Here is a 20184-nt window from a genome sequence, read left to right on the forward strand (position 1 = left end):
ACCGTTAAATAAAACACCGCCCAGCGTTTAGCTGGGCGGACATCAACAAAAAAATGCAGAAAGACACTTCTGCTCGTTTTTATTCTAGTTAAAGAACGATTTCACCCACAGCACCAGACTGTCCCAAAGCTGACCGAACCACGAGCCCTCTTCTACCGCTTGGCTGCTGACCAAGGGATAACTCGCCACGGTACTGTCATCGCTTTTCCAAACGACCTTACCAATCTCGTCTCCTTGCGCGATCGGCGCAATCAACGGTTCATTTAACACCACACTCTTATCAAGCCCAGCCGTCATTGAACGAGGCAGAGTGAGATAGGCATCTTTAGCAAAGATCGCCTCAACTTGATTAGCATTTCCCTTCCAAACGCGAACTTTAGACTCAACTTCCCCCTGTTTAGCAACTTGCTTGGTGTCATAAAAGCGAAAACCATAGCTGAGTAGATTCTTCGATTGGCTGATCCGAGCCTGTTTACTTGGCGTACCCATCACCACCGAGATAAGGCGCATTCTTCCTTCTTTGGCCGAGCTCACCAAGCTGTATCCGGCATTGCTGGTGTAGCCGGTTTTTCCCCCGTCGACATCAATGGAATTGTCCCACAACAACTTATTGCGGTTGTACTGCGTAATGTCGTTCCACTTGAAGACTTTCTCACTGTATAGCGCGTACACATCAGGAACATCGCTGATGATCGACTGCATGAGTCTTGCCATATCGGTTGGTGAGGTTTGGATGCCATCACTATCAAGACCATGGGAGTTCACAAAATAGGTGTCTTGCAGTCCTAATTTCTCCGCCCAACCATTCATCAAGGCGACAAAGCCGCGTTCACTGCCTGCAACATGCTCAGCCAGTGCAACGCACGCGTCATTTCCTGATTGGATGATCACGCCGCGCATTAAGTTCGCAACACTAATTTCATCTTTCGGTTTGATGAACATTTTAGAAGAACCGGGAAACTTGGCCGACCACGCGTTTTCACTCACGGTGACAACATCATCCCATTTCAAACGCCCCGCTTTGATTTCTTGTCCAACTACATAAGCGGTCATCAACTTGGTTAAACTCGCTGGAGCAAGGCCTGCTCGCCCGTTATGCTCGGCAATAATGGCACCGGATTGAAAGTCCATTAATACGTAGCCTTTTGCCTGTAACTGAGGTGGGTTGGGCGTAACAACGGCAAAAGTAGGTACGCTTATTAAACAAGTCACAATTGTCCATCGAGCCAGTGACACTTTCATCCGACTTCCTCCATGCTCTTACTTTGTCGCAACTCTATTGAGCATAGCTCACTCAACCAGTTGCACCAGTCGCTAATCGTTTCATTTTCTTGAACTTACATTGATTTGACCAAGGTATAGAACTGAAGAGGCGATTGGGAAATAGCATTGGTTCTTCATGCCATTCGCCGTAAAGTAGCGCTACCCCTCAATAAGGAAATAAAGATAACAATGAACGCTCAATCATTTATCGACGCAGGATTGCATTACACTCCCCACAGTTTTACCGTTCCTCTGGATTACCAAGACACGAGCAAAGGCACCATTGAAGTCTTCGCCCGTGCGGTTTGCCTAGTTGGCGATGAAGAATCGACCAAACCTTGGTTGGTTTACTTTCAGGGCGGGCCGGGCTTTCCCTCTCCGCGTCAAAACGGCAATAGCGGCTGGGTAAAGCGCGCGCTGCAAGAGTACCGAGTTTTGCTCCTCGACCAGCGCGGTACGGGCAATAGTTCGGTGATTAATCATCAGACTCTGGCTCATTTCACACCGCAGCAACAAGCAGACTACTTGAGCCACTTCCGCGCAGATAAAATCGTGCGCGACGCGGAGTACATTCGTAAGCAATTTGGCGTCGAAAAATGGGCGATCTTAGGTCAAAGCTTTGGTGGTTTTTGTTCCCTCACCTATTTGTCTTTGTTCCCAGACAGCTTGCTACAAAGCTACATTACAGGTGGCGTGCCACCTGTCTCGCGTCATGCCGACGATGTGTATGAAGCCACCTTCAAACGCACCATGGAGAAAAACCAAGCGTTCTTCCAACAATTTCCAAGTGCACAGCAACTTTGCCAAAACATTGCGAATCACTTGCTGGAAAACGAAGAGTACCTACCAAATGGTCAACGCTTCACGGTGGAGCAATTTCAACAAATCGGCATCAACTTTGGTGTGAGTGATACTTTCTTGCCGACTTACTATTGGCTAGAAAGCGCGTTGATTGAAGTGGACGGCAAACCACAACTTCGCTATGAGTTCTTGAACGATATGTTGGCGCAGCAAAACTTCCAAACCAACCCGATCTACGCCATTTTGCATGAATCGATTTACTGCCAAGGCTTTGCGTCGAATTGGAGTGCACACCGTGTTCGCCAAACTCGACCAGAGTTTAATTATGAACCTGGCCAGCCATTTTACTTTACGGGGGAAATGGTCTTCCCGTGGATGTTCGACCAATACGTCAACCTCAAGCAACTAAAAGACGCCGCAGAAATATTGTCCGCGAAAGACGATTGGGCTGCGCTGTACGATCAAACACAATTGGCTCAAAATAAAGTGCCTGTCAGTTGCGCCGTTTACGCCGATGATATGTTTGTTGAAATGGATATCAGCCGAGAGACGCTCGCGTTAATACCAAACTCAAAAGCGTGGATCACCAATGAGTACGAGCACAACGGCTTACGTGCCGACGGTGAACGTATTCTCGACAGGCTCATCGCCATGGGCAAACAGACCGCAGCTACGTTGAAATAAGCACGGCAGACGTTAGAAAAACGCCTTTTCAGTATGTGGTGAAAAGGCGTTTTATAGCGGTTTATGAACAATGGCGATCAGTCATTCACTCTTTGTCCCTAAACCTTTATCCCTCACCACCTCATGTATAAAACTGCGACATGTCCTTTCCTTGTCAATGACTCCGGTGATTATTTGGTGCTTCTTGCGCCTAACTTTTTTGAAGGGCCTAAAACAGAATAACAGCATAAATTTAAGCCAAAAGTATCGGCTCCAACCTACCTAACTCACTATAATTAATGCTTATAAATTGAACACATATCGGCTTCACCTGCGGACATGCTCCCCCTATCAAAGACCGCCAGGCCCCGCCTACTCATAATATCCGTATAATTTGTCCGTATTTCCGACTAGTTTAGTCAGGTATACTTCGTGCCGCTAAAATTTTAAGGTCGTTGACCACCTGTATTTTTAAAGGAAACCTCATGAGTCAGTATGTAGTTTGTGCGCTGTACAAGTTTGTTGAGCTGAATAACTATCGAGAGCTACGCGAGCCATTACTTGCGTTGATGGAAAAACACCATATTCGCGGAACATTACTACTGGCAAGTGAAGGTATCAACGGTACTGTTGCATCTGATCGTGCAGGTATTGATACGCTACTGGAGTGGCTAAACAACGAACCTCGTTTGACTGGCACCGTATACAAAGAGTCGTATTCTGAGACCCAGCCATTCAATCGCACCAAAGTGAAATTGAAAAAAGAGATCGTAACATTAGGTGTTGAAGGTATAGACCCTCGCCACGTAGTGGGTACTTACGTGAAACCTCAAGAGTGGAACGATCTTATTGCTGATCCTGAAGTGTTTGTTGTCGATACACGTAATGATTACGAAATCGAGATCGGGACATTCAAAGGCGCTGTAAACCCAAATACTGAAACCTTTCGTGAATTCCCAGACTATGTAAAAGAAAACATGGACCCGGCAAAACACAAGAAAGTTGCGATGTTCTGTACCGGTGGTATCCGCTGCGAAAAATCAACGGCTTACATGAAAGAACAGGGCTTTGATGAGGTCTACCACCTAGAAGGCGGCATTCTTAAATATCTTGAAGAAGTTCCTCAAGAAGAGAGCATGTGGGAAGGCGATTGTTACGTATTTGACGGTCGTGTTGCAGTGAACCACCAGCTAGAAAAAGCAGATTACGATTTATGTAACGCTTGTCGTCTACCGATCACTGAAGAAGACAAACAGTCAGAATTGTTCGAGCAAGGCGTGAGCTGTCCAAAATGTCACGGCACACACTCAGAAGAACAAATTGCTCGATTCCGCGAGCGTGAAAAACAAGTTGTTCTTGCAGAGCAGCGAGGCGAGCAGCATGTTGGTGGTGAAAGTGCCAAGCAAAGAGAAGCCCGACGTGCCGCTAAGTACGCGCAAAAAGAAGCGCAGCGTAAACAAGACTAAGCCCAACTCTCCTTATATTTAGCGAGCTGCCGTAAGGTGGCTCGCTTTTACTACGCACCAATACTCTTTCAATACAATTTTGTATCCCTCACCAATACCTCTAGTTGATTGTCTCTTTTGCCTTCGGGTAGCCCCACCATTTCATCATAAGCACTTTGATGTACTAAAACCTGCTTATTTGCTTTGATATTCCTGCACTTCTTTTGCATCTCGATCAGGGAGTGAGCCCTCAAAAAGATACCGTTGTCATCAGTGATAAATTGCGCTTCTCCATCAATCACGACAGATGCCTGGTACAATGCGAGATCAAGCGAATGAATGACCAATTTGTCTACATAGAAGTATTTTTGTAACTTACTCAATGGTATTGCCATGTGTCACCTCCCTAAAAGTTACCTCTACGTTTTGTAGAATAAAACCGATCATTGGATGAGATTTCTTCGGTTTACTTGCGTACAACATCGGAAACTAAAGAGGATTCCGATGCAAACAATCAATGTCGTGTGGTTAAAACGAGATTTAAGGCTGACTGACCATCAACCACTAACTCAAGCATTATCAACAAAGCACCCAACTGTGCTTTTATATATTGTTGAACCATTGCTATTGAACAACCCACACTATTCTGAGCGCCACTGGCGATTTGTTTGGCAATCACTGCAAGACATGGATGAGACGCTCAAAGCATATGGGCATCGAATCACGGTGCTGTTTGACGATGCCTTAGCATGTTTTCAATCAATTCAAGCGCAATATCAAATCAACGCTGTTTTTTCTCACCAAGAAATAGGACTCAACTGCACCTTTGAGCGCGACAAACAAGTTGCCGCTTGGCTGTATGAGCAGAACATCGACTGGTTTGAGTTCGAACACGGTGCTGTTATCAGAGGTGCAAAAAACCGGCAAGGTTGGGACAAACATTGGGACTCTGTCATGAGAGCCTCAATAAGCCCTATTGAGCTCCAAACCGACTTATTGCATTCATTGGATGCAGAAGCTCTCGGCTGTTCGTTTTCGCCACCATCATCCTGGCTATCAAAATGCAAAGGAATGCAAACGGGAGGAAGCCGGCTCGCTTGGAAAACACTAGAGGACTTTTTCCATCGTCGAGGTCGTGATTACTATCGAAGCATTTCTAGTCCCACAGCCTCACGCACAGCCTGTACTCGACTTTCTCCATATCTCGCTTGGGGTAACATATCCTTGCGTGAAGTTTATCAATACCTTTTGAAACACTGGCAAGTCGCTGGGTTTCGTCGCAGCTTAATTGCATTGTCTTCACGGCTTCATTGGCACTGTCACTTCATCCAAAAATTCGAATCGGAATACGACATGGAGTTTTACTGCGTTAATCGGGCTTACGAACCATTGATTAAACAAAGTAGTACTTTCGATGAAGAAAAGTTAGCAGCATGGAAATCCGGGCATACTGGCGTACCTTTGATTGATGCCTGCATGCGCTGTTTGCACCACACTGGTTACATTAACTTTCGCATGCGTGCCATGCTGGTTAGCTTTCTTACTCACCACATGAACATGAATTGGCGAGTAGGTGTAACGCATTTAGCGCAACTGTTTCTCGACTTTGAGCCCGGAATTCATTACCCACAATTCCAAATGCAAGCAGGAGTAACCGGGACTAACACAATCCGTATTTATAATCCGATCAAGCAAGCCCAAGAACATGATCCTGACGGCACGTTCATCTACAAGTGGGTACCTGAATTGCAAATGGTTCCTCCCCCTCTTTTATTCGAGCCTTGGACAATGACCCAGATGGAAGCTGTCATGTATCAGTTGCAGCCAGATAGCCGTTACCTTGCACCTATTATCACACCAGACAACGCAGCTAAGGCAGCAAGAGAGCGCTTATGGACGTGGCGGAAACGAGCCGATGTGAAACAAGAAGGCAGACGAATTCTTGCGCGACATGTTAGACCCTCAAAAGAAAGTAGGACGCGATGATCATCTCTCAATCACAATGCGTACAAATGCAAACACACTCCAGGGAACCCGTTGTACCCTCAACTAGTAAGGAACACATTATGTTCAAACGTATCTTAGTTATCGCGGCGACACTGATGGCGACGTTATCTTTTATGCTTCCCGTCAAGGCTCATGAGCATGGCATGATGAAAGCCGATATTGTCGACGTTGCCGCTGAAAACGGCTCTTTCAATACGCTTGTTGCTGCGGTAAAAGCAGCGGGCTTGGTTGACACTCTCAAAGGGGAAGGCCCATTTACTGTTTTTGCACCAACGGATGACGCTTTTGCAAAACTGCCAGACGGCACAGTCGACATGCTCTTAATGCCGGAAAACAAAGACAAGTTAGTATCTGTTTTGACTTATCACGTCGTCCCAGGGAAAGTGATGGCTGCCGATGTTGTTAAGCTAGACAAAGCGACTACGGTTCAGGGGCAAGATGTGATGATTACAACCATGGGCGATAAAGTCATGGTTAACGATGCAAATGTCATTGCAACCGATGTGAAAGCTAAAAACGGTGTCATTCACGTGATTGATACTGTCATCATGCCGAAATAACACCATTCAAAGGGCGGTACACTCCGCCCTTTAGACAGAACTTCTTCCACCCTTAGCACGATTCCTCTCCACTTATCTCCAACAAACCCCCACTCATTCACGATGACTATAAAAAAAGATAAAAACAAAATTAAAATCAATATCTTGCAAGACAACACTGCACAATATTGACGAGGTTAAGATATCGTTATCTTTCAATTTGAGAACAGGATTCCATGTCAGTGACGTTTACTTTTCCACATGTAAATTCTTAAGCTAAATTTTGGCTGCTCAATCACATTTCGGCAAACCATTCGAAAGGGTGGGACGCAAAGCTTCCGGTCTGTCAGCATTTAAAAATCTAAAAGAATGCTCATGATAGCGGGGTTACCATGACGCAGTGTTACAGAAGTCCAATTTCTGTAGCGTTGCTTTATGCTCAGCATGCGCCGGGGTGTGACACTAGTTTGTCAGCCATAACAGAGGACATGTGATGAAATCATTTCCAACCAAATCCGTACTCGCGTTAGCACTTGCAAGCATTAGCTCAGGTGCTGCGGCTCACGGTTATGTATCAGAAACCAATGGTGGTGTCGCTGCAAGTCGCTCGGCACTATGTAAGTATCCAACGCCAGATACTAACGAAAAAAATAATAACTGCGGTGCGATTCAATATGAACCGCAAAGCGTTGAAGGCCCTGATGGCTTTCCCGAAACAGGGCCTCGCGATGGTAAAATAGCGAGTGCCGAAACCGCTTTAGCAGCTGCCCTTGATGAGCAAACTGCCGACCGTTGGGTAAAACGCACTATTCAAGCAGGTACACAAACTTTTGAATGGACATTTACCGCTAACCACGTGACGCGCGACTGGAAATATTACATCACCAAGCCTGATTGGAACCCAAACGCTTCACTATCACGAGACTCTTTTGATCTAACTCCTTTCTGTGTCGTCGACGGCAATATGGTTCAACCCCCGAAACAGGTAAGCCATCAATGTAATGTGCCTACTCGCGAGGGATACCATGTCATCCTGGCAGTATGGGATGTTGGCGACACTGCAGCCTCATTTTATAACGTGATCGATGTGAAATTTGATGGTGACAGTCCCGTTATTCCAGATTGGAAGCAAGGCGGTCAAATTATTCCTACAATGGATTTAAATATTGGGGATTCGGTTTATACACGCGTATTTGATCAAGCAGGTGAAAACTTGGCGTATAGAACTGAACTAGAAATTACCGATGCAGCAATGGGCCAAGCGAAAAACTGGTCTTACGCACTCGCGACTAAGCTAAACCAAGAACAAGCAAAACTGCAAGCCGGGCAGTATGCAGAGGATAAATTCACTCCTGTTTATGGTACTAATCCGGTGTATCTGCAAGCAAATAGCGGCCTTGAGCGAGTAGAGATCGGCTATAACATTGAAACTCCTGTCCCAGAATACTCACTCACAGTAGATGGCTTAGCAGACGAGTATATCATTGAGTCAACACCGACAACGTTGGATCTGACACTAACTGCTGAAGGCGATTTAAATGCAGAACTCACCGTTTACAATCACCATCGCGAACCACTTGCAAGTTGGGCAAACGAAATGAAAGACGGCTCGGTAGAGGCGATATCGCTCGCTTTAAGTAAATCGGAGCCGGGTCACCATATGCTCGTAACACGTATTAAGGATAAAGATGGCAACTTGGTGGATCAGCAAACACTCGACTTTCACTTAAAAGAAGAGTCAGTTACTCCACCACCATCTGATGAGTACGATTTTGTCTTCCCTGAAGGACTATCTAGCTACACGGCGGGCACAAAAGTGCTTGCCAGCGACGGGGGCATTTATCAATGTAAACCTTTCCCATACTCTGGTTACTGTATGCAGTGGAAAGAAAGCGCAAACCATTACGAGCCTGGAATAGGTTCACACTGGGAGATGGCTTGGGATAAAGTCAACTAAATCACCCTTCGAACGTTAAGTAAAAAGAGCCTCACTATGAGGCTCTTTTATAATCAAACGCAAAAATGACAATTTTCCCGGTCTAAACCATAAACACCAGATAAACTAGTGAGATGCGCTCGCCCCTCAATCAGCCCCATTTCATACCCTTCTAGTAAAACGGATTGTCGCATTGATAAGCGCTGAACATGAAAATTATCTGGTGGGGCAATCACCCTAACATGTGTTCCTGGTGGAGGGTTACGAATAAACTCTAATGATTGATTATAGTTATCTGCACGTCTTAACATCGCATCCGCCATTTTGGGGTGCTCCGCAAACAGTTTCTTCATCAGCCATGTGGTCTTAACTGGTTTTTTGGCATAATTCAGCGGGTGAGAGAGTACTACGGTTATGTCGCGAGCCCCTCGACGATAAGCCTCACGCACTGGGATAGAATCAGCGACCCCACCATCGGTATAACAACCACCAGAAAAACAAGGGGTATGCTTGTAGGCAATCGGTAATGCTGTTGTCGCTTCAATCGCATGTTGAAAATTATCACGTGTCACGCGATAGTAATCTGCTTGCCCTGTATCTACATTTGTTGTCGCTGCGAGAAAAGGAACGCCATTAAACAGTTTATTTTCATCGACGGGATACAAGCGATTAGATTCTTCAAACAACCACTTCACATCGATGAGGTCTCCACCTTTAACGAAGCGAGTCGGGTCAAAAAAGCGTTTGCTTGTGGCCAGCTTAGTAATGACGTTAATACTGCGATGCGGGTAGTCGGTCAAATACCCAATCAAATTTGATGCACCAGCAGATACACCGATTGCAAAATCAAACGGTTTATAACTCTGCTCTAAAAACGCATCTAACACTCCGCTTGCGAAGACGCCTCGCATCGCGCCACCTTCTACTACAATTGCTTTTGTTGCCATATTTCCCCCATTCTCCTTGCCAAAAGAGTAATGAAATTCGTGCAATCACAACAATTGAATATTCTTATTATTGAAATAGGTGAAGTCTATTTATTTCTCTCTTAGAAAATGAAAACTAAAGTTCAAAAAATCCGTACCCGTTAGAAATGTAATTGCGGGCTTAACCAAGGTGGCAAGGTCTAAGAGAAATCTAGGAGAAAACCGTTTTATAGGCTTCGCCCGCGCCATCAATGAACATTTGAGTACCAATAACCGCTAGAATTAAGCCCATCATTTTAGTCACAACATTTAGAGCACTTGGTCCAACCGCTTTGACCAATTTGTCTCCAAATAAAAACAGTACATAGGTGATCACACAGAGGACAGCGAAAGAAACGATAGTAATAATGGTTTGATCGAAACCACCCGCTGTCGCAAAGTTCATCGCGGTAGCAATCGTTCCAGGCCCAGCTAATATTGGCATCGCCAGTGGAGACACTGCAATACTCAATGCCGCCCGTTGCTGAGCTGGTGAATACGCCTTCTCTTTGGTTTTCTGATGCGTCGAATCACCTTGAAGCATGTTAAAACCTATCAAAAACACCAAAATGCCGCCTGTTATTCGCAATGCATAAAGCGTGATACCAAACAAATCAAAAATTAACTTACCGGCAATAGAAAATATCGCGATGATAATAAATGCAATAAAAACCGAGCGGAGCGCAATGGAACGGATGGTTTCTTTATCTTCATCAGCAGTTAAACTCAAAAAGATGGGAATATTGGCGATAGGGTTCATGATGGCAAAGAAGCCCATAAACACCGTAACTGTATGAACAATGAGTTCTTTCATATTTTCCACTGCATTTAAATTATTGATTCTAAAAACAGTATATACGCTCTCAAACAGAACGAGTGGTGTAATCTCGAATCGTCTTCACACTTATGCGCCAAGCATTGTTTTTCTTTTGAGATAGTTTACCGACTCATCAAATGTCGCTAAGGTGAGTCTTCAGCCTTTAACGTAACAGGGGATGTTAAGTCACCATGAACAGCACGATTCAAACAATTCTCAATCACCGCTCAATTCGAAAATTCACCTCACAACCGATTGAGAGCGAACAATTAGATGCCATTCTTCAAGCCGGCCTTGCGGCGTCCTCATCAAGCATGTTGCAAGTCGTTTCAATTATCCGCGTGACCGACAAAGAAAAACGTACGCTATTAGCTCAATATGCCGGAAATCAAGGGTACGTTGAAAGCGCGGCTGAGTTTTTGGTGTTTTGTATTGATTACCAGCGCCATGCCAGTATCAACCCAGATATTCAAGCTGATTTTACCGAGTTAACACTAATAGGCGCTGTAGACTCGGGGATCATGGCACAAAATTGCTTGCTTGCGGCGGAGTCGATGGGACTAGGAGGCGTGTATATTGGTGGTTTACGAAACAATGCCCCAAAAGTAGACGAATTATTAGGTTTACCTAAAAATACCGCCATTTTATTTGGTATGTGTCTTGGTCATCCAGATCAAGCCCCTGAAGTAAAACCTCGCCTACCTAAGCATGTCGTGGTGCATGAGAATCAGTATCAAGACCTAAACTTGGATGATATTCAGACGTATGACCAAACCATGCAAAACTACTATGCAAACCGTTCGAGCAATCAAAAACAGAGTACTTGGTCGCAAGAAGTCACCAGTAAACTGGCTGGCGAATCACGTCCGCACATCCTGCCTTACTTAAACAGAAAAGGGCTCACTAAAAGGTGATGACTACAATACGATAGGATCAAAAAAGGCCTCTGAAGAGGCCTTTAGAATTTATCAGCAAAAACTTGCTTAGTTACCGCCTGTCGCGCCAGTGCCTGGACCCGGTGGATCTTCAGGTTCAATTGGCTCACCGACTTCCGCATCTGGGATTTGTGGTACTTCAGGTTCGATATCTTCTAGTGGAGTGTCGTTATCAATAGCCTCTTGTACATCAGCAACAACTTTCTGAGTATCTTCAGCTGGAATCGTTACGTAGATAACATCACCCGAATCATTCTCAGGATAATTTGGGTTCGCCGCGATTACATCTTCTGTTATTGCTTTTGCAGCAACAGCTACAGCTTCAGGCGAAGCTGTTGGGTTCGCTTTGATGATATCTGATACAACGTTTGCTGTTGCAACTAGCTGAGTAGCAAGTGCGCTGTTACCACCCTCACTACCAAGTCCTGCTACTACAGATTCTGTATCACGAAGGATTTCGTCAACTGTTTTACCACTTGCATTGATATCGATACCCAAATTCTCGAATACTTTTTCAGCGATATCAGAAGAGTATACTTCACCATCTTTTAAAGAGTTAGCAACCAAAGTCGTAAATGGAGAGCCTGTTACCAATGAATCCGTCTGGGCTAGGCCTTGAGGGATTTTGTAGTCAGATGTAATAGGTTTACCATTTGACGCGTCTTTACTATCTTCTGTGTGCGTTAATACGAAAGCACAATCACCTGGCGCATTTACAACGTTGATATTTTCAAAACGCGCTTTACCAACCATACCTTCATAGTTTGTTGTATTTTCAATAGCGTCGTATGTCTCACCACCACATACTGCTTGAACTTTCATGCCGATAACAGCTGGGTCATAAGCCTGAACTGAGTATCTTTTTACCTCAGGATCGCTGTCACTACCACAACCTGCTAGTAGGACTGCTGCCACACTTGCCGTTAAAAGTTTGATTTTCAAAATTAGCTCCAATATTTGTTGTTATATCCGACCGCAACAGGAAGCATAACGGCAGTTGCATATAGTGTAAATAGGATGCATACAACTTTGGCATGAGTTTTTTCACATTCTTGCCTGTTTGCTTGTGCAAAATCATGCATTCATCTCATTAACGTTAAATAGACACAATTTTGTCATGTATTCGTCAGTATTTTTTCAAGTAACTTGTTGCCTTTATTGCAACCAGATGGATAATAGTTGACTATTTTTTGTGGGTCGGATTTTCACACCTTCATTAATGAAACTAAGAGCTCTAAGTCGCTAGCAGCCATTTGGAGTGTTTATTACACAAATAATTCTGAATGGACTCGCTTTCTAAAGGCTTAAAACTGCAGTAAATCATCAATATTGATGAAATGCAGTTCAATTAGAATGAATCAATTTCAGTCGGCAAACTTTCTTTCGGTAGTTATAAACCAATGAACACATTTAATAAATTTTTGGGGATATCAGTACTTCCTATCCTTCTTACAGGGTGTACTTTGCCTGGTAGCCACCTTTCGGTCAGTGACAAAACAGTCATGAGCACTGAATCGAGTGATATAGAGTCTCAGGTTACCGTTTATCCCTTAACTTTGGAGCGCGTAACGTCTTTAAATTCAGTGGACCCTTTTTCAAAACCAAACCCAGAGTTAGATATTGAAATCGCAAAATATGAATACGAAGTAGGACCTGGCGATATCCTAAATATCACTATTTGGGATCACCCAGAGCTAACGATCCCAGCGGGCTCATACCGAAGCTCAGCCGAAGCGGGTAACTGGGTGCATTCGGATGGCACGATCTTCTACCCTTACATAGGTGTCGTACATGTTGAAGGCAAAAACGTACGTCAGATTCGTGCAGACATTGCAAGCCGCCTTGCAAAATACATTGAGAGCCCACAGGTCGATGTAAGCGTTGCGGCATTTCGCTCTAAAAAGACTTATGTAACTGGCGAAGTTAACAAGCCAGGACAACAACCAATTACAAACATCCCCCTTACACTTCTAGATGCTGTGAATAGAGCTGGCGGACTGGCTGCCGAGGCTGATTGGCGTAATGCGACACTGACACGCAATGGCGTTGTTGAAAACGTCTCTTTGTATGCTCTGATGCAACAAGGCGATTTAACTCAAAACCGCCTTCTAAAGCCTGGCGATATTGTTCATATTCCTCGAAACGATGCGCAAAAAGTATTTGTTATGGGCGAGGTTAACGATCCGAAATTACTCAAAATTGATCGTAGCGGCATGAGCCTTACTGAGGCTCTTAGCAGCGTTGGTGGTATCAGTGAAATCTCCGCAGATGCTACCGGTGTGTTTGTCATCAGACGTTCAAAAGAAGAAGCTAAAATGGCGGACATTTATCAGCTAGATGTTTCTGACGCTTCTGCTTTGGTGATTGGTACTGAGTTTGATCTCAACCCTTACGACATAGTCTATGTGACGGCTGCACCTGTTAGTCGTTGGAATCGTGTGATTGCTCAGCTCGTTCCAACCATTTCCGGCTTTAATGAACTAACTGAAGGTGTACTACGAGTACGCACTTGGCCGTAAAACAACGTGCCGCAAGAAAATTATCTCTTGCGGCACGTAATCGATAGCTACTCAGCTCAATTGCGCAATATAAAGAAACCAGCAATTCAGTTGAGATCATAAGCATACAACTTAAAGTAGGGTAAGCATTTGTTTTCTAATATTCTTGTCGTCTGTGTCGGTAATATTTGCCGCTCTCCAACAGGAGAGCGGCTTTTGCAGTCTTTACTACCAAACAAACATGTCGCATCAGCAGGAATCGCAGTAGATAAGAGCCATCTAACGGGAAAAGCTGCTGACGAGATGGCAACCACTATCGCGAACGAACATAGCGTAAGCTTAGATGGACACGAAGCACGACAATTAACACCTGAGCTTTGCGCTCAATACGATCTGATATTGGTTATGGAAAAAGGTCATTTAGAAGCCTTAACCAAAATCGCTCCTGAGGCACGAGGTAAAACGATGCTGTTTGGACAGTGGATAAATGAACAAAACATCCCTGATCCATACAGACAAAGTAGAGAAGCTTTCGAACATGCATATACGCTTATAGAAAAAGCAGCAAAAGCGTGGTCTCAAAAACTATAAGCCGCAAGGCTAAATAAACGCCAATGGCAAGGTATTTAAGAAGTTAAAGTAATGACAACACAAACTATTAAGCAATCACGTCAAGCCGACGATGAGATCGATTTGGGAAAGTTATTTGGGATCATTCTCGATGCCAAATGGCTCATTCTATGTACCGTAGTCCTATTTTCGATTATAGGCGTCGGCGTTGCCATTCTATCAACACCTATCTATAAAGCTGACGCTCTTATCCAAATCGAAAGTAAGAGTTCAGGTGGTATTTCAGCGATGGTTGGTGATATGGGAGAGCTGTTTTCAGCAGAATCATCAGCGACAACAGAAATAGAGATCATCAAATCTCGTATGATCTTGGGCGGTACTGTTGATAAGTTCAACTTAACGACTGTCGTTTCTCCAAACTACATGCCAATTATTGGTAAAGGCCTAGCTCGACTACAAGGTGAGCAAATCAGTCTGAGCGTTTCACGATTTAATGCTCCTTCTTACGCAGTTGGCGTTCCTTTAACTCTTGAAGTTATTGATTCTGAAAAACAGACGTTCAGGCTCTTAGAAGATGACAATAACGTCATTTTAGAAGGTAAAGTTGGTGAACTGCTTGAGAAGAATGGATACCAATTTTTGGCGACTGAACTTGTGGCTCAAACTGGTGACTCATTCACGGTCAGCAAAATCAGTAAATTAGATGCAATTAATAAACTTCAAGAAAACTTATCGATTAGCGAACGTGGTAAGCAAACCGGGATTATATCTTTAAGCTTCTCTGGTGAAGACCGCGCTAAGATTCAAGATATCTTGAACGACATTAGCCAAAACTACTTCTTACAAAACGTTCAAAGAAATTCTGCAGAGGCAGAGCAAAGCCTCGAGTTCTTGAAAGGTCACCTCCCAGACATCAAAACAAAACTGACCGCTTCTGAAGACGTTTTAAATCGATTCCGTCAAGAAAATGAATCTATCGATTTAGGCCTTGAAGCTCAGTCAACGCTGAAAGTAATGGTTGAGTTAGAAGCACAGCTAAATGAGCTTACATTCAAAGAAAGTGAGATCAGCCAACGCTTCACACAGGATCACCCAGCTTATAAGTCGCTACTTGATAAACGTGAAACACTACTAAAAGAGAAAGAACGTCTTAATAAACAAGTTCAAAAGTTACCGAAAACACAGCGTGAAGTTCTACGTATGACACGCGATGTAGAAGTAAACCAACAAATCTACATCCAACTATTGAACAAGGTTCAAGAGCTCAACATTATTAAAGCCGGAACAGTTGGCAACGTTCGAATCTTAGATAACTCTCAATCTTTCTCTAAGCCAATCAAGCCGAAAAAAGCGCTTATCGTTGTGCTAGCAACACTGCTTGGCGGTATGGCAGGCGTGGCTTTCGTATTAATTCGTGCAGCATTCCACCGTGGTGTGGAAACACCAGATCAAATTGAACAGATTGGCATGCCAGTTTACGCAAGCGTTCCAAAATCTATTCAACAACTGGAATTTGCAAACAAGCTTAAGCGCAACAAAGGCAGCAACAATGAGCTAGTCCTTCTAGCGGAAGCTAACCCAGCCGATCTTTCCATTGAGGCTCTACGTAGTCTTCGCACTAGCTTGCACTTTGCAATGATGGAAGCGAAGAATAACGTTCTTATGATTTCAGGTCCTGCACCATCTATCGGCAAAACATTTGTATCGACCAACTTTGCGGCCGTCGCTGCGAAAACCGGTCAGAAAGTGCTGCTTATTGATGCGGATATGCGTAAAGGTTATTTGCAGCAATGCTTCGGTCTACGCTGGGACAACGGTCTTTCTGATTACTTGAGCGGTAAGACATCCCTTAGCAACATCATTAAATCTACATCCATTGATAATTTAGATGTTGTGACTCGCGGCCAAGTACCACCAAATCCGTCAGAACTTCTTATGCACCCTCGCTTCAAGAGCTTTGTTGACGAGATGTCTGCACAATACGATCTAGTCATCATCGATACGCCGCCTGTACTCGCAGTTACCGACCCAAGCATTGTTGGCGCGCTTGCAGGAACAACTCTGATGGTCGCTCGTTTTGATCAAACGACTTTGAAGGAGATTGAAGTCGCGCAAGGTCGCTTCGAGCAATCAGGCGTTGAAGTTAAAGGTGTGATTCTCAATGCAGTTGAGAAAAAAGCATCTAACTCATACGGCTATGGATACGGCTACTATAACTACGCGTACAAAAGCGAATCATAAGTTGAATTTAGATCGCTAATTAAACCAAATATGACAAAGCCCTGCTAGAAACAGCAGGGCTTTTTCTATTGCACTCTTAATTGCTTGTACGTAATCAAACTAAGCAAGACAAAGAATATTGGGTCACTCCAACCAAAACCGACAAATACTCCGATAATGCCGGCATAGGTAGTAATCACTGCCCCTAAGCCATTAGTAATCAATAATGCTTTAAACAGCTGTTTCGCAGTATGCCCTGATTCCACATTACGTAACATCAAACTCACCGCTGCGATTCCACCTAAAAAGATCGAAGTATGCTGCGATAAAAACAGCGCGTACTGGTCGTTAATTTGTACTCCATACATCGGCCACATTATGGTTGGTACAAAAAACAACGCAAAAGCGAATACCGTATATACGACACCATGAACGGTTAGAAAAGTGCGGTTGGTCATCATCTCCTTATCCTCTAATAGGCCCTTGATTGAGCGTCGTTAACGGCACATTGATATCGAAAATTTGACCTCGTACTTCGACTACGCCCATTTTTCGTAAGCGTGCGGCATGCATTTCGAGATAAGCTTGCGCCGTGGCTTCATCTTCAAAAAGATAGATACCGCCACCGAGTTTGTCTTTTTCGCTTTCCGTCCAGATTTTCCAAATCATGCCCGGCTCTTGGTTAATCGACTTAGCTAAGTCGACCAGAGCATTCGACATCTCGTCACCAAACGGACCATGAAATTCAAAATCAACTTGCAATAATTTCGCCATCTTGAGTCTCCTCTTCTTATTGACTCGTTTTCGATGACAAGATTATTACCTTTATAAAACTGACAGAAAAGTTCATAATTTCGCCATTAACTGTCTAAAAAATTGACTCATGAGACTAAAAACGACCTTAGAACAATGGCAAACGCTACAAGCGATTAATCAAGAAGGCAGCATTCAATCCGCAGCTTTACTGCTCAACAAGAGCCATACCACATTGATCTACTCGGTGAGGAAGTTAGAAGACCAACTTGGTATTCAACTTATCGAAGTACGAGGGCGCAAAGTGGGTTTGACAGAGCACGGCAAAACCATACTGCGTCGTGCACAATCCATGCTTGAACAAGCGCGGGAACTAGAAGTCATCAGCGAGCAGTTAAAAAGTGGGGTGGAATCTCAAATCACGGTCGCAATAGATCATCTTTGTGACCCTTGTTGGCTTTATGCACCACTCAGTCAATTTTTGGAGGACAACAACACGACCTCCGTTCAAGTGGTTGAAACGTCACTGAGCAAAACAACCGAAATGGTCGTAAATGAGCTCGCTGACATCGCAATCATCAACTTACCGATAACCAACTACCCTGCCGAAGCATTTGGCGTAACAACCATGCTGCCTGTAATCGCAGCACACCATCCACTCGCTAAAAAGCCGCATGTTTCCATCGACGATTTTGCAACCACCAGCCAAATTGTCATCCGTGACTTAGGTGATTCAGACAAAACGAAAAGAGATGTGGGTTGGTTACGCGCACGTCAGCGTATTACCGTCGATAACTTCGACCACGCTTTTCACGCCGTAGAGCAAGGCGCTGGATTTTGTCGGCTACCAGCGCACTTAGTCGCAACCCGCAAGAGCGATAAAATTAACGTATTGGAGATCGAACACTCCCATCAATATCAAGTTGCGCTGCACCTCACTTTGCCCAAAGGAGCCAAAAGTGGTCCTGCGACTCAAGCGCTTTATCGTACTTTACTCAAAAGTGTAGAAACTCGAGTCTAGCAACAGTGGTATTGAGTTGAATCGCTAGTGTTATCGGCTATTGATTCTCCCTAAATATAGAGAAACGGCCATTTTGTGACGCTACACTCTCACAAAAGGTTGCACGAAGGATAGCGACCACCTACTATCACTCTGCTCATGCCTAAAGCACCCAACACTCGCGGAAAGAACTCGGTTCACGGCAATATCCTCACCTGCTTGGTTTAGCAGGCACAATCTGTTTTTACCTTCTTTTTTGCTTCTATATAGGCGAGTGTGGAAGAAATAAGAAAGGTGAAATATGAACTCTACAAATAGCTTCTCGATCAATATCAATCAGCAAAAATCCATTGCTAAAAAAAGGCTCAAAGCTATCCGCCTATACGATGACGCCATGTTGGAGTTAGTTAAGCGATTTCACTCCAAACCAGAATCTTTGGCTCCCAATACAATTCAATTGGCTGACGTTCAACATGCACTCGCAAGAGAACTTGGCTTATCCAGTTGGAGTAAACTAAAAGCTCATGTCGAAGAGCTAGAAGCGCACAAACTAGCCATCAAACAACAAAAACCGCCCCTAGATGCGAAAGTAAAAACGCTACACGTTCGTTGCGGTCACGATATACAACAACAGCTTAAAACCAGTGGATTTGAAGGGACATTTTTAGCCCTGATCGATCCGCTTTGTATTGGCCCCATACCAGCAACACCGCAGAACTTCCTTGCCATTCGTGCCCAATATGTCGTAGAGACTCTGCTGCCTGTGATGAAGCGTGAAGACTCGGTTCAAGATATAGTCACATTGGAACAATCAAACCTCGATCTGTTGCAAAGTGATGTATTTGAACGAATCGTCTTTTGGGTCGAACATGACAGTTATGATCAATTGATGCTAATTCGTGCTCTAACACAGTTAGAGAATGTAGAGAATAAAGTGATAGAGATCATTGAGTTGAACCAGTTCCCGGGCACTGAACGATTCATCGGCTTTGGGCAGTTGCCTGAAGAAGCTATTCGTTCTTGTTGGCGATACCGTAAACCTGTGACAGCAAAATTATTCAGTCAGGCTAAACGGTGTTGGCACGCTATTACATCACCGACACCTATTTCCATAGTTAATTTGATTCAGCAGCATAACCTGGATTGCTTGCCCAATATATTCAACGTGCTTAAACGCCATTTGCAAGAGTTACCTAATTCACAAACTGGATTGAGCTTGACACAACACCTCGCACTAAAGGTCTTGAGCTCGCAAAATCGTTCAATTCCCATCAAAGATTGGTTTGAGCAATATCAACAACTAGAACCTCTTCCTTACCTAGGAGACGTGATGTTTTACGCGTTACTCCTCCCTCTAGCACAGTGTCAAACACCTTTGATCACGATTGAGTCACGTGAAAGGCACTGGTGGGAACAAAGCGTCCGTATCACTGAGGCTGGCAAGCAGTGTTTGGAAGGCTTAATACGAGCGAAACAATGCTATTGGGTTGGAGGGATTAAAAATACCAGTCAAAGTTATTGGAGCTGGGATCACCTCCAACTAACTACACTTGCCAACCATCATTGAGTTGACAAATATGAAAGCATAAAGGGTTCGTTGGCTCTGATGAACACTCAATACTAAATTATCCCTAAAGAAGCGACCGCTAGCCTGAATATAACTTAAATAGTTATGCAGAAATGCATCCACTCAAAGAGAGTATGCACTCTATCTCTTATTAGAATTTATTGTAAATCCTCTTTGTTATCGGTTGTATATTCGATAAAAGTGT

Annotated in this window: 18 protein-coding genes and 1 riboswitch; of the genes, 11 read left to right on the top strand and 7 right to left on the bottom strand. The window is 44.1% G+C overall.

Going from position 1 to position 20184, the window contains the following annotated elements; all coding sequences use genetic code 11:
• Nucleotides 1–84: 84 nt before the first annotated feature.
• A complete protein-coding gene (locus UQW94_RS04770) occupies nt 85–1242 on the bottom strand; it encodes a D-alanyl-D-alanine carboxypeptidase family protein (RefSeq protein ID WP_322142038.1) in 1158 nt (385 codons plus the stop codon).
• Between the two features lie 210 nt (nt 1243–1452).
• Between UQW94_RS04770 and UQW94_RS04775 the strand changes: the two genes are divergently transcribed.
• Together UQW94_RS04775 and UQW94_RS04780 are read left to right on the top strand one after the other, a co-directional pair.
• Entirely contained in the window at nt 1453–2748 is a 1296-nt protein-coding gene (locus UQW94_RS04775) for an alpha/beta fold hydrolase (RefSeq protein ID WP_322142039.1), read from the top strand.
• A gap of 464 nt (nt 2749–3212) precedes the next feature.
• A complete protein-coding gene (locus UQW94_RS04780) occupies nt 3213–4193 on the top strand; it encodes a rhodanese-related sulfurtransferase (RefSeq protein WP_132936263.1) in 981 nt (326 codons plus the stop codon).
• A 68-nt stretch (nt 4194–4261) separates the two neighbouring features.
• Here the strand turns inward: UQW94_RS04780 and UQW94_RS04785 are convergent, their stop codons facing one another.
• Nucleotides 4262–4567 carry a DUF6482 family protein gene (locus UQW94_RS04785; RefSeq protein ID WP_005374898.1) on the bottom strand — a complete coding sequence of 102 codons (306 nt, stop codon included), beginning with the start codon at nt 4565–4567 and terminating at the stop codon, nt 4262–4264.
• 109 nt (nt 4568–4676) lie between these two features.
• Here UQW94_RS04785 and UQW94_RS04790 point away from each other — a divergent pair, with 109 nt between their 5' ends.
• The 3 genes from UQW94_RS04790 (at nt 4677) to gbpA (ending at nt 8675) form a co-directional block, all read left to right on the top strand.
• The gene (locus tag UQW94_RS04790; RefSeq protein ID WP_170893945.1) at nt 4677–6158 is read left to right on the top strand and encodes a cryptochrome/deoxyribodipyrimidine photo-lyase family protein; all 1482 of its coding nucleotides are present in this window, start codon (nt 4677–4679) and stop codon (nt 6156–6158) included.
• Between the two features lie 80 nt (nt 6159–6238).
• On the top strand, nt 6239–6739 hold the full coding sequence (locus UQW94_RS04795; RefSeq protein WP_322142040.1) for a fasciclin domain-containing protein: 501 nt from the start codon (nt 6239–6241) through the stop codon (nt 6737–6739).
• Between the two features lie 273 nt (nt 6740–7012).
• A riboswitch (cyclic di-GMP riboswitch) is annotated at nt 7013–7113 on the top strand.
• Nucleotides 7114–7211: 98 nt separating this feature from the next.
• Nucleotides 7212–8675, top strand: a complete 1464-nt coding sequence (gene gbpA, locus UQW94_RS04800; RefSeq protein WP_205461240.1) for an N-acetylglucosamine-binding protein GbpA — start codon at nt 7212–7214, stop codon at nt 8673–8675.
• Between the two features lie 53 nt (nt 8676–8728).
• On the opposite strand, the gene UQW94_RS04805 is transcribed toward gbpA, so the two are convergent.
• Together UQW94_RS04805 and UQW94_RS04810 are read right to left on the bottom strand one after the other, a co-directional pair.
• Entirely contained in the window at nt 8729–9601 is an 873-nt protein-coding gene (locus UQW94_RS04805; protein ID WP_322142041.1) for a patatin family protein, read from the bottom strand.
• A gap of 190 nt (nt 9602–9791) precedes the next feature.
• A complete protein-coding gene (locus tag UQW94_RS04810; protein WP_005374889.1) occupies nt 9792–10433 on the bottom strand; it encodes a MarC family protein in 642 nt (213 codons plus the stop codon).
• 194 nt (nt 10434–10627) lie between these two features.
• Between UQW94_RS04810 and nfsA the strand changes: the two genes are divergently transcribed.
• Nucleotides 10628–11350 carry an oxygen-insensitive NADPH nitroreductase gene (gene nfsA, locus UQW94_RS04815; RefSeq protein ID WP_149191710.1) on the top strand — a complete coding sequence of 241 codons (723 nt, stop codon included), beginning with the start codon at nt 10628–10630 and terminating at the stop codon, nt 11348–11350.
• A gap of 69 nt (nt 11351–11419) precedes the next feature.
• Here nfsA and UQW94_RS04820 read toward each other — a convergent pair whose 3' ends face one another.
• Nucleotides 11420–12313, bottom strand: coding sequence for a hypothetical protein (locus UQW94_RS04820; RefSeq protein WP_017820140.1), 894 nt, complete (start codon nt 12311–12313; stop codon nt 11420–11422).
• A 458-nt stretch (nt 12314–12771) separates the two neighbouring features.
• Between UQW94_RS04820 and UQW94_RS04825 the strand changes: the two genes are divergently transcribed.
• From UQW94_RS04825 to UQW94_RS04835, 3 genes are all read left to right on the top strand, one after another.
• Nucleotides 12772–13890, top strand: a complete 1119-nt coding sequence (locus UQW94_RS04825; RefSeq protein ID WP_017820139.1) for a polysaccharide export protein — start codon at nt 12772–12774, stop codon at nt 13888–13890.
• Between the two features lie 129 nt (nt 13891–14019).
• Nucleotides 14020–14460: a phosphotyrosine protein phosphatase gene (locus UQW94_RS04830; RefSeq protein ID WP_031780905.1), complete on the top strand. Its 441-nt coding sequence runs from the start codon at nt 14020–14022 to the stop codon at nt 14458–14460.
• Between the two features lie 51 nt (nt 14461–14511).
• Nucleotides 14512–16680, top strand: a complete 2169-nt coding sequence (locus tag UQW94_RS04835; protein ID WP_322142042.1) for a polysaccharide biosynthesis tyrosine autokinase — start codon at nt 14512–14514, stop codon at nt 16678–16680.
• Between the two features lie 65 nt (nt 16681–16745).
• Here the strand turns inward: UQW94_RS04835 and UQW94_RS04840 are convergent, their stop codons facing one another.
• On the bottom strand, nt 16746–17117 hold the full coding sequence (locus UQW94_RS04840; protein WP_017634450.1) for a hypothetical protein: 372 nt from the start codon (nt 17115–17117) through the stop codon (nt 16746–16748).
• Between the two features lie 7 nt (nt 17118–17124).
• The gene (locus UQW94_RS04845) at nt 17125–17433 is read right to left on the bottom strand and encodes a monooxygenase (RefSeq protein ID WP_005374871.1); all 309 of its coding nucleotides are present in this window, start codon (nt 17431–17433) and stop codon (nt 17125–17127) included.
• 109 nt (nt 17434–17542) lie between these two features.
• Here UQW94_RS04845 and UQW94_RS04850 point away from each other — a divergent pair, with 109 nt between their 5' ends.
• Both UQW94_RS04850 and UQW94_RS04855 read left to right on the top strand, forming a co-directional pair.
• Nucleotides 17543–18433, top strand: coding sequence for a LysR family transcriptional regulator (locus UQW94_RS04850; protein ID WP_322142043.1), 891 nt, complete (start codon nt 17543–17545; stop codon nt 18431–18433).
• Between the two features lie 280 nt (nt 18434–18713).
• Nucleotides 18714–19979 carry a DUF1835 domain-containing protein gene (locus UQW94_RS04855; protein WP_085569412.1) on the top strand — a complete coding sequence of 422 codons (1266 nt, stop codon included), beginning with the start codon at nt 18714–18716 and terminating at the stop codon, nt 19977–19979.
• The last annotated feature ends 205 nt before the right edge of the window (nt 19980–20184 follow it).

Source organism: Vibrio sp. PBL-C16 (genome assembly GCF_034321865.1).
In the GTDB taxonomy this organism is placed as follows: domain Bacteria; phylum Pseudomonadota; class Gammaproteobacteria; order Enterobacterales; family Vibrionaceae; genus Vibrio; species Vibrio alginolyticus.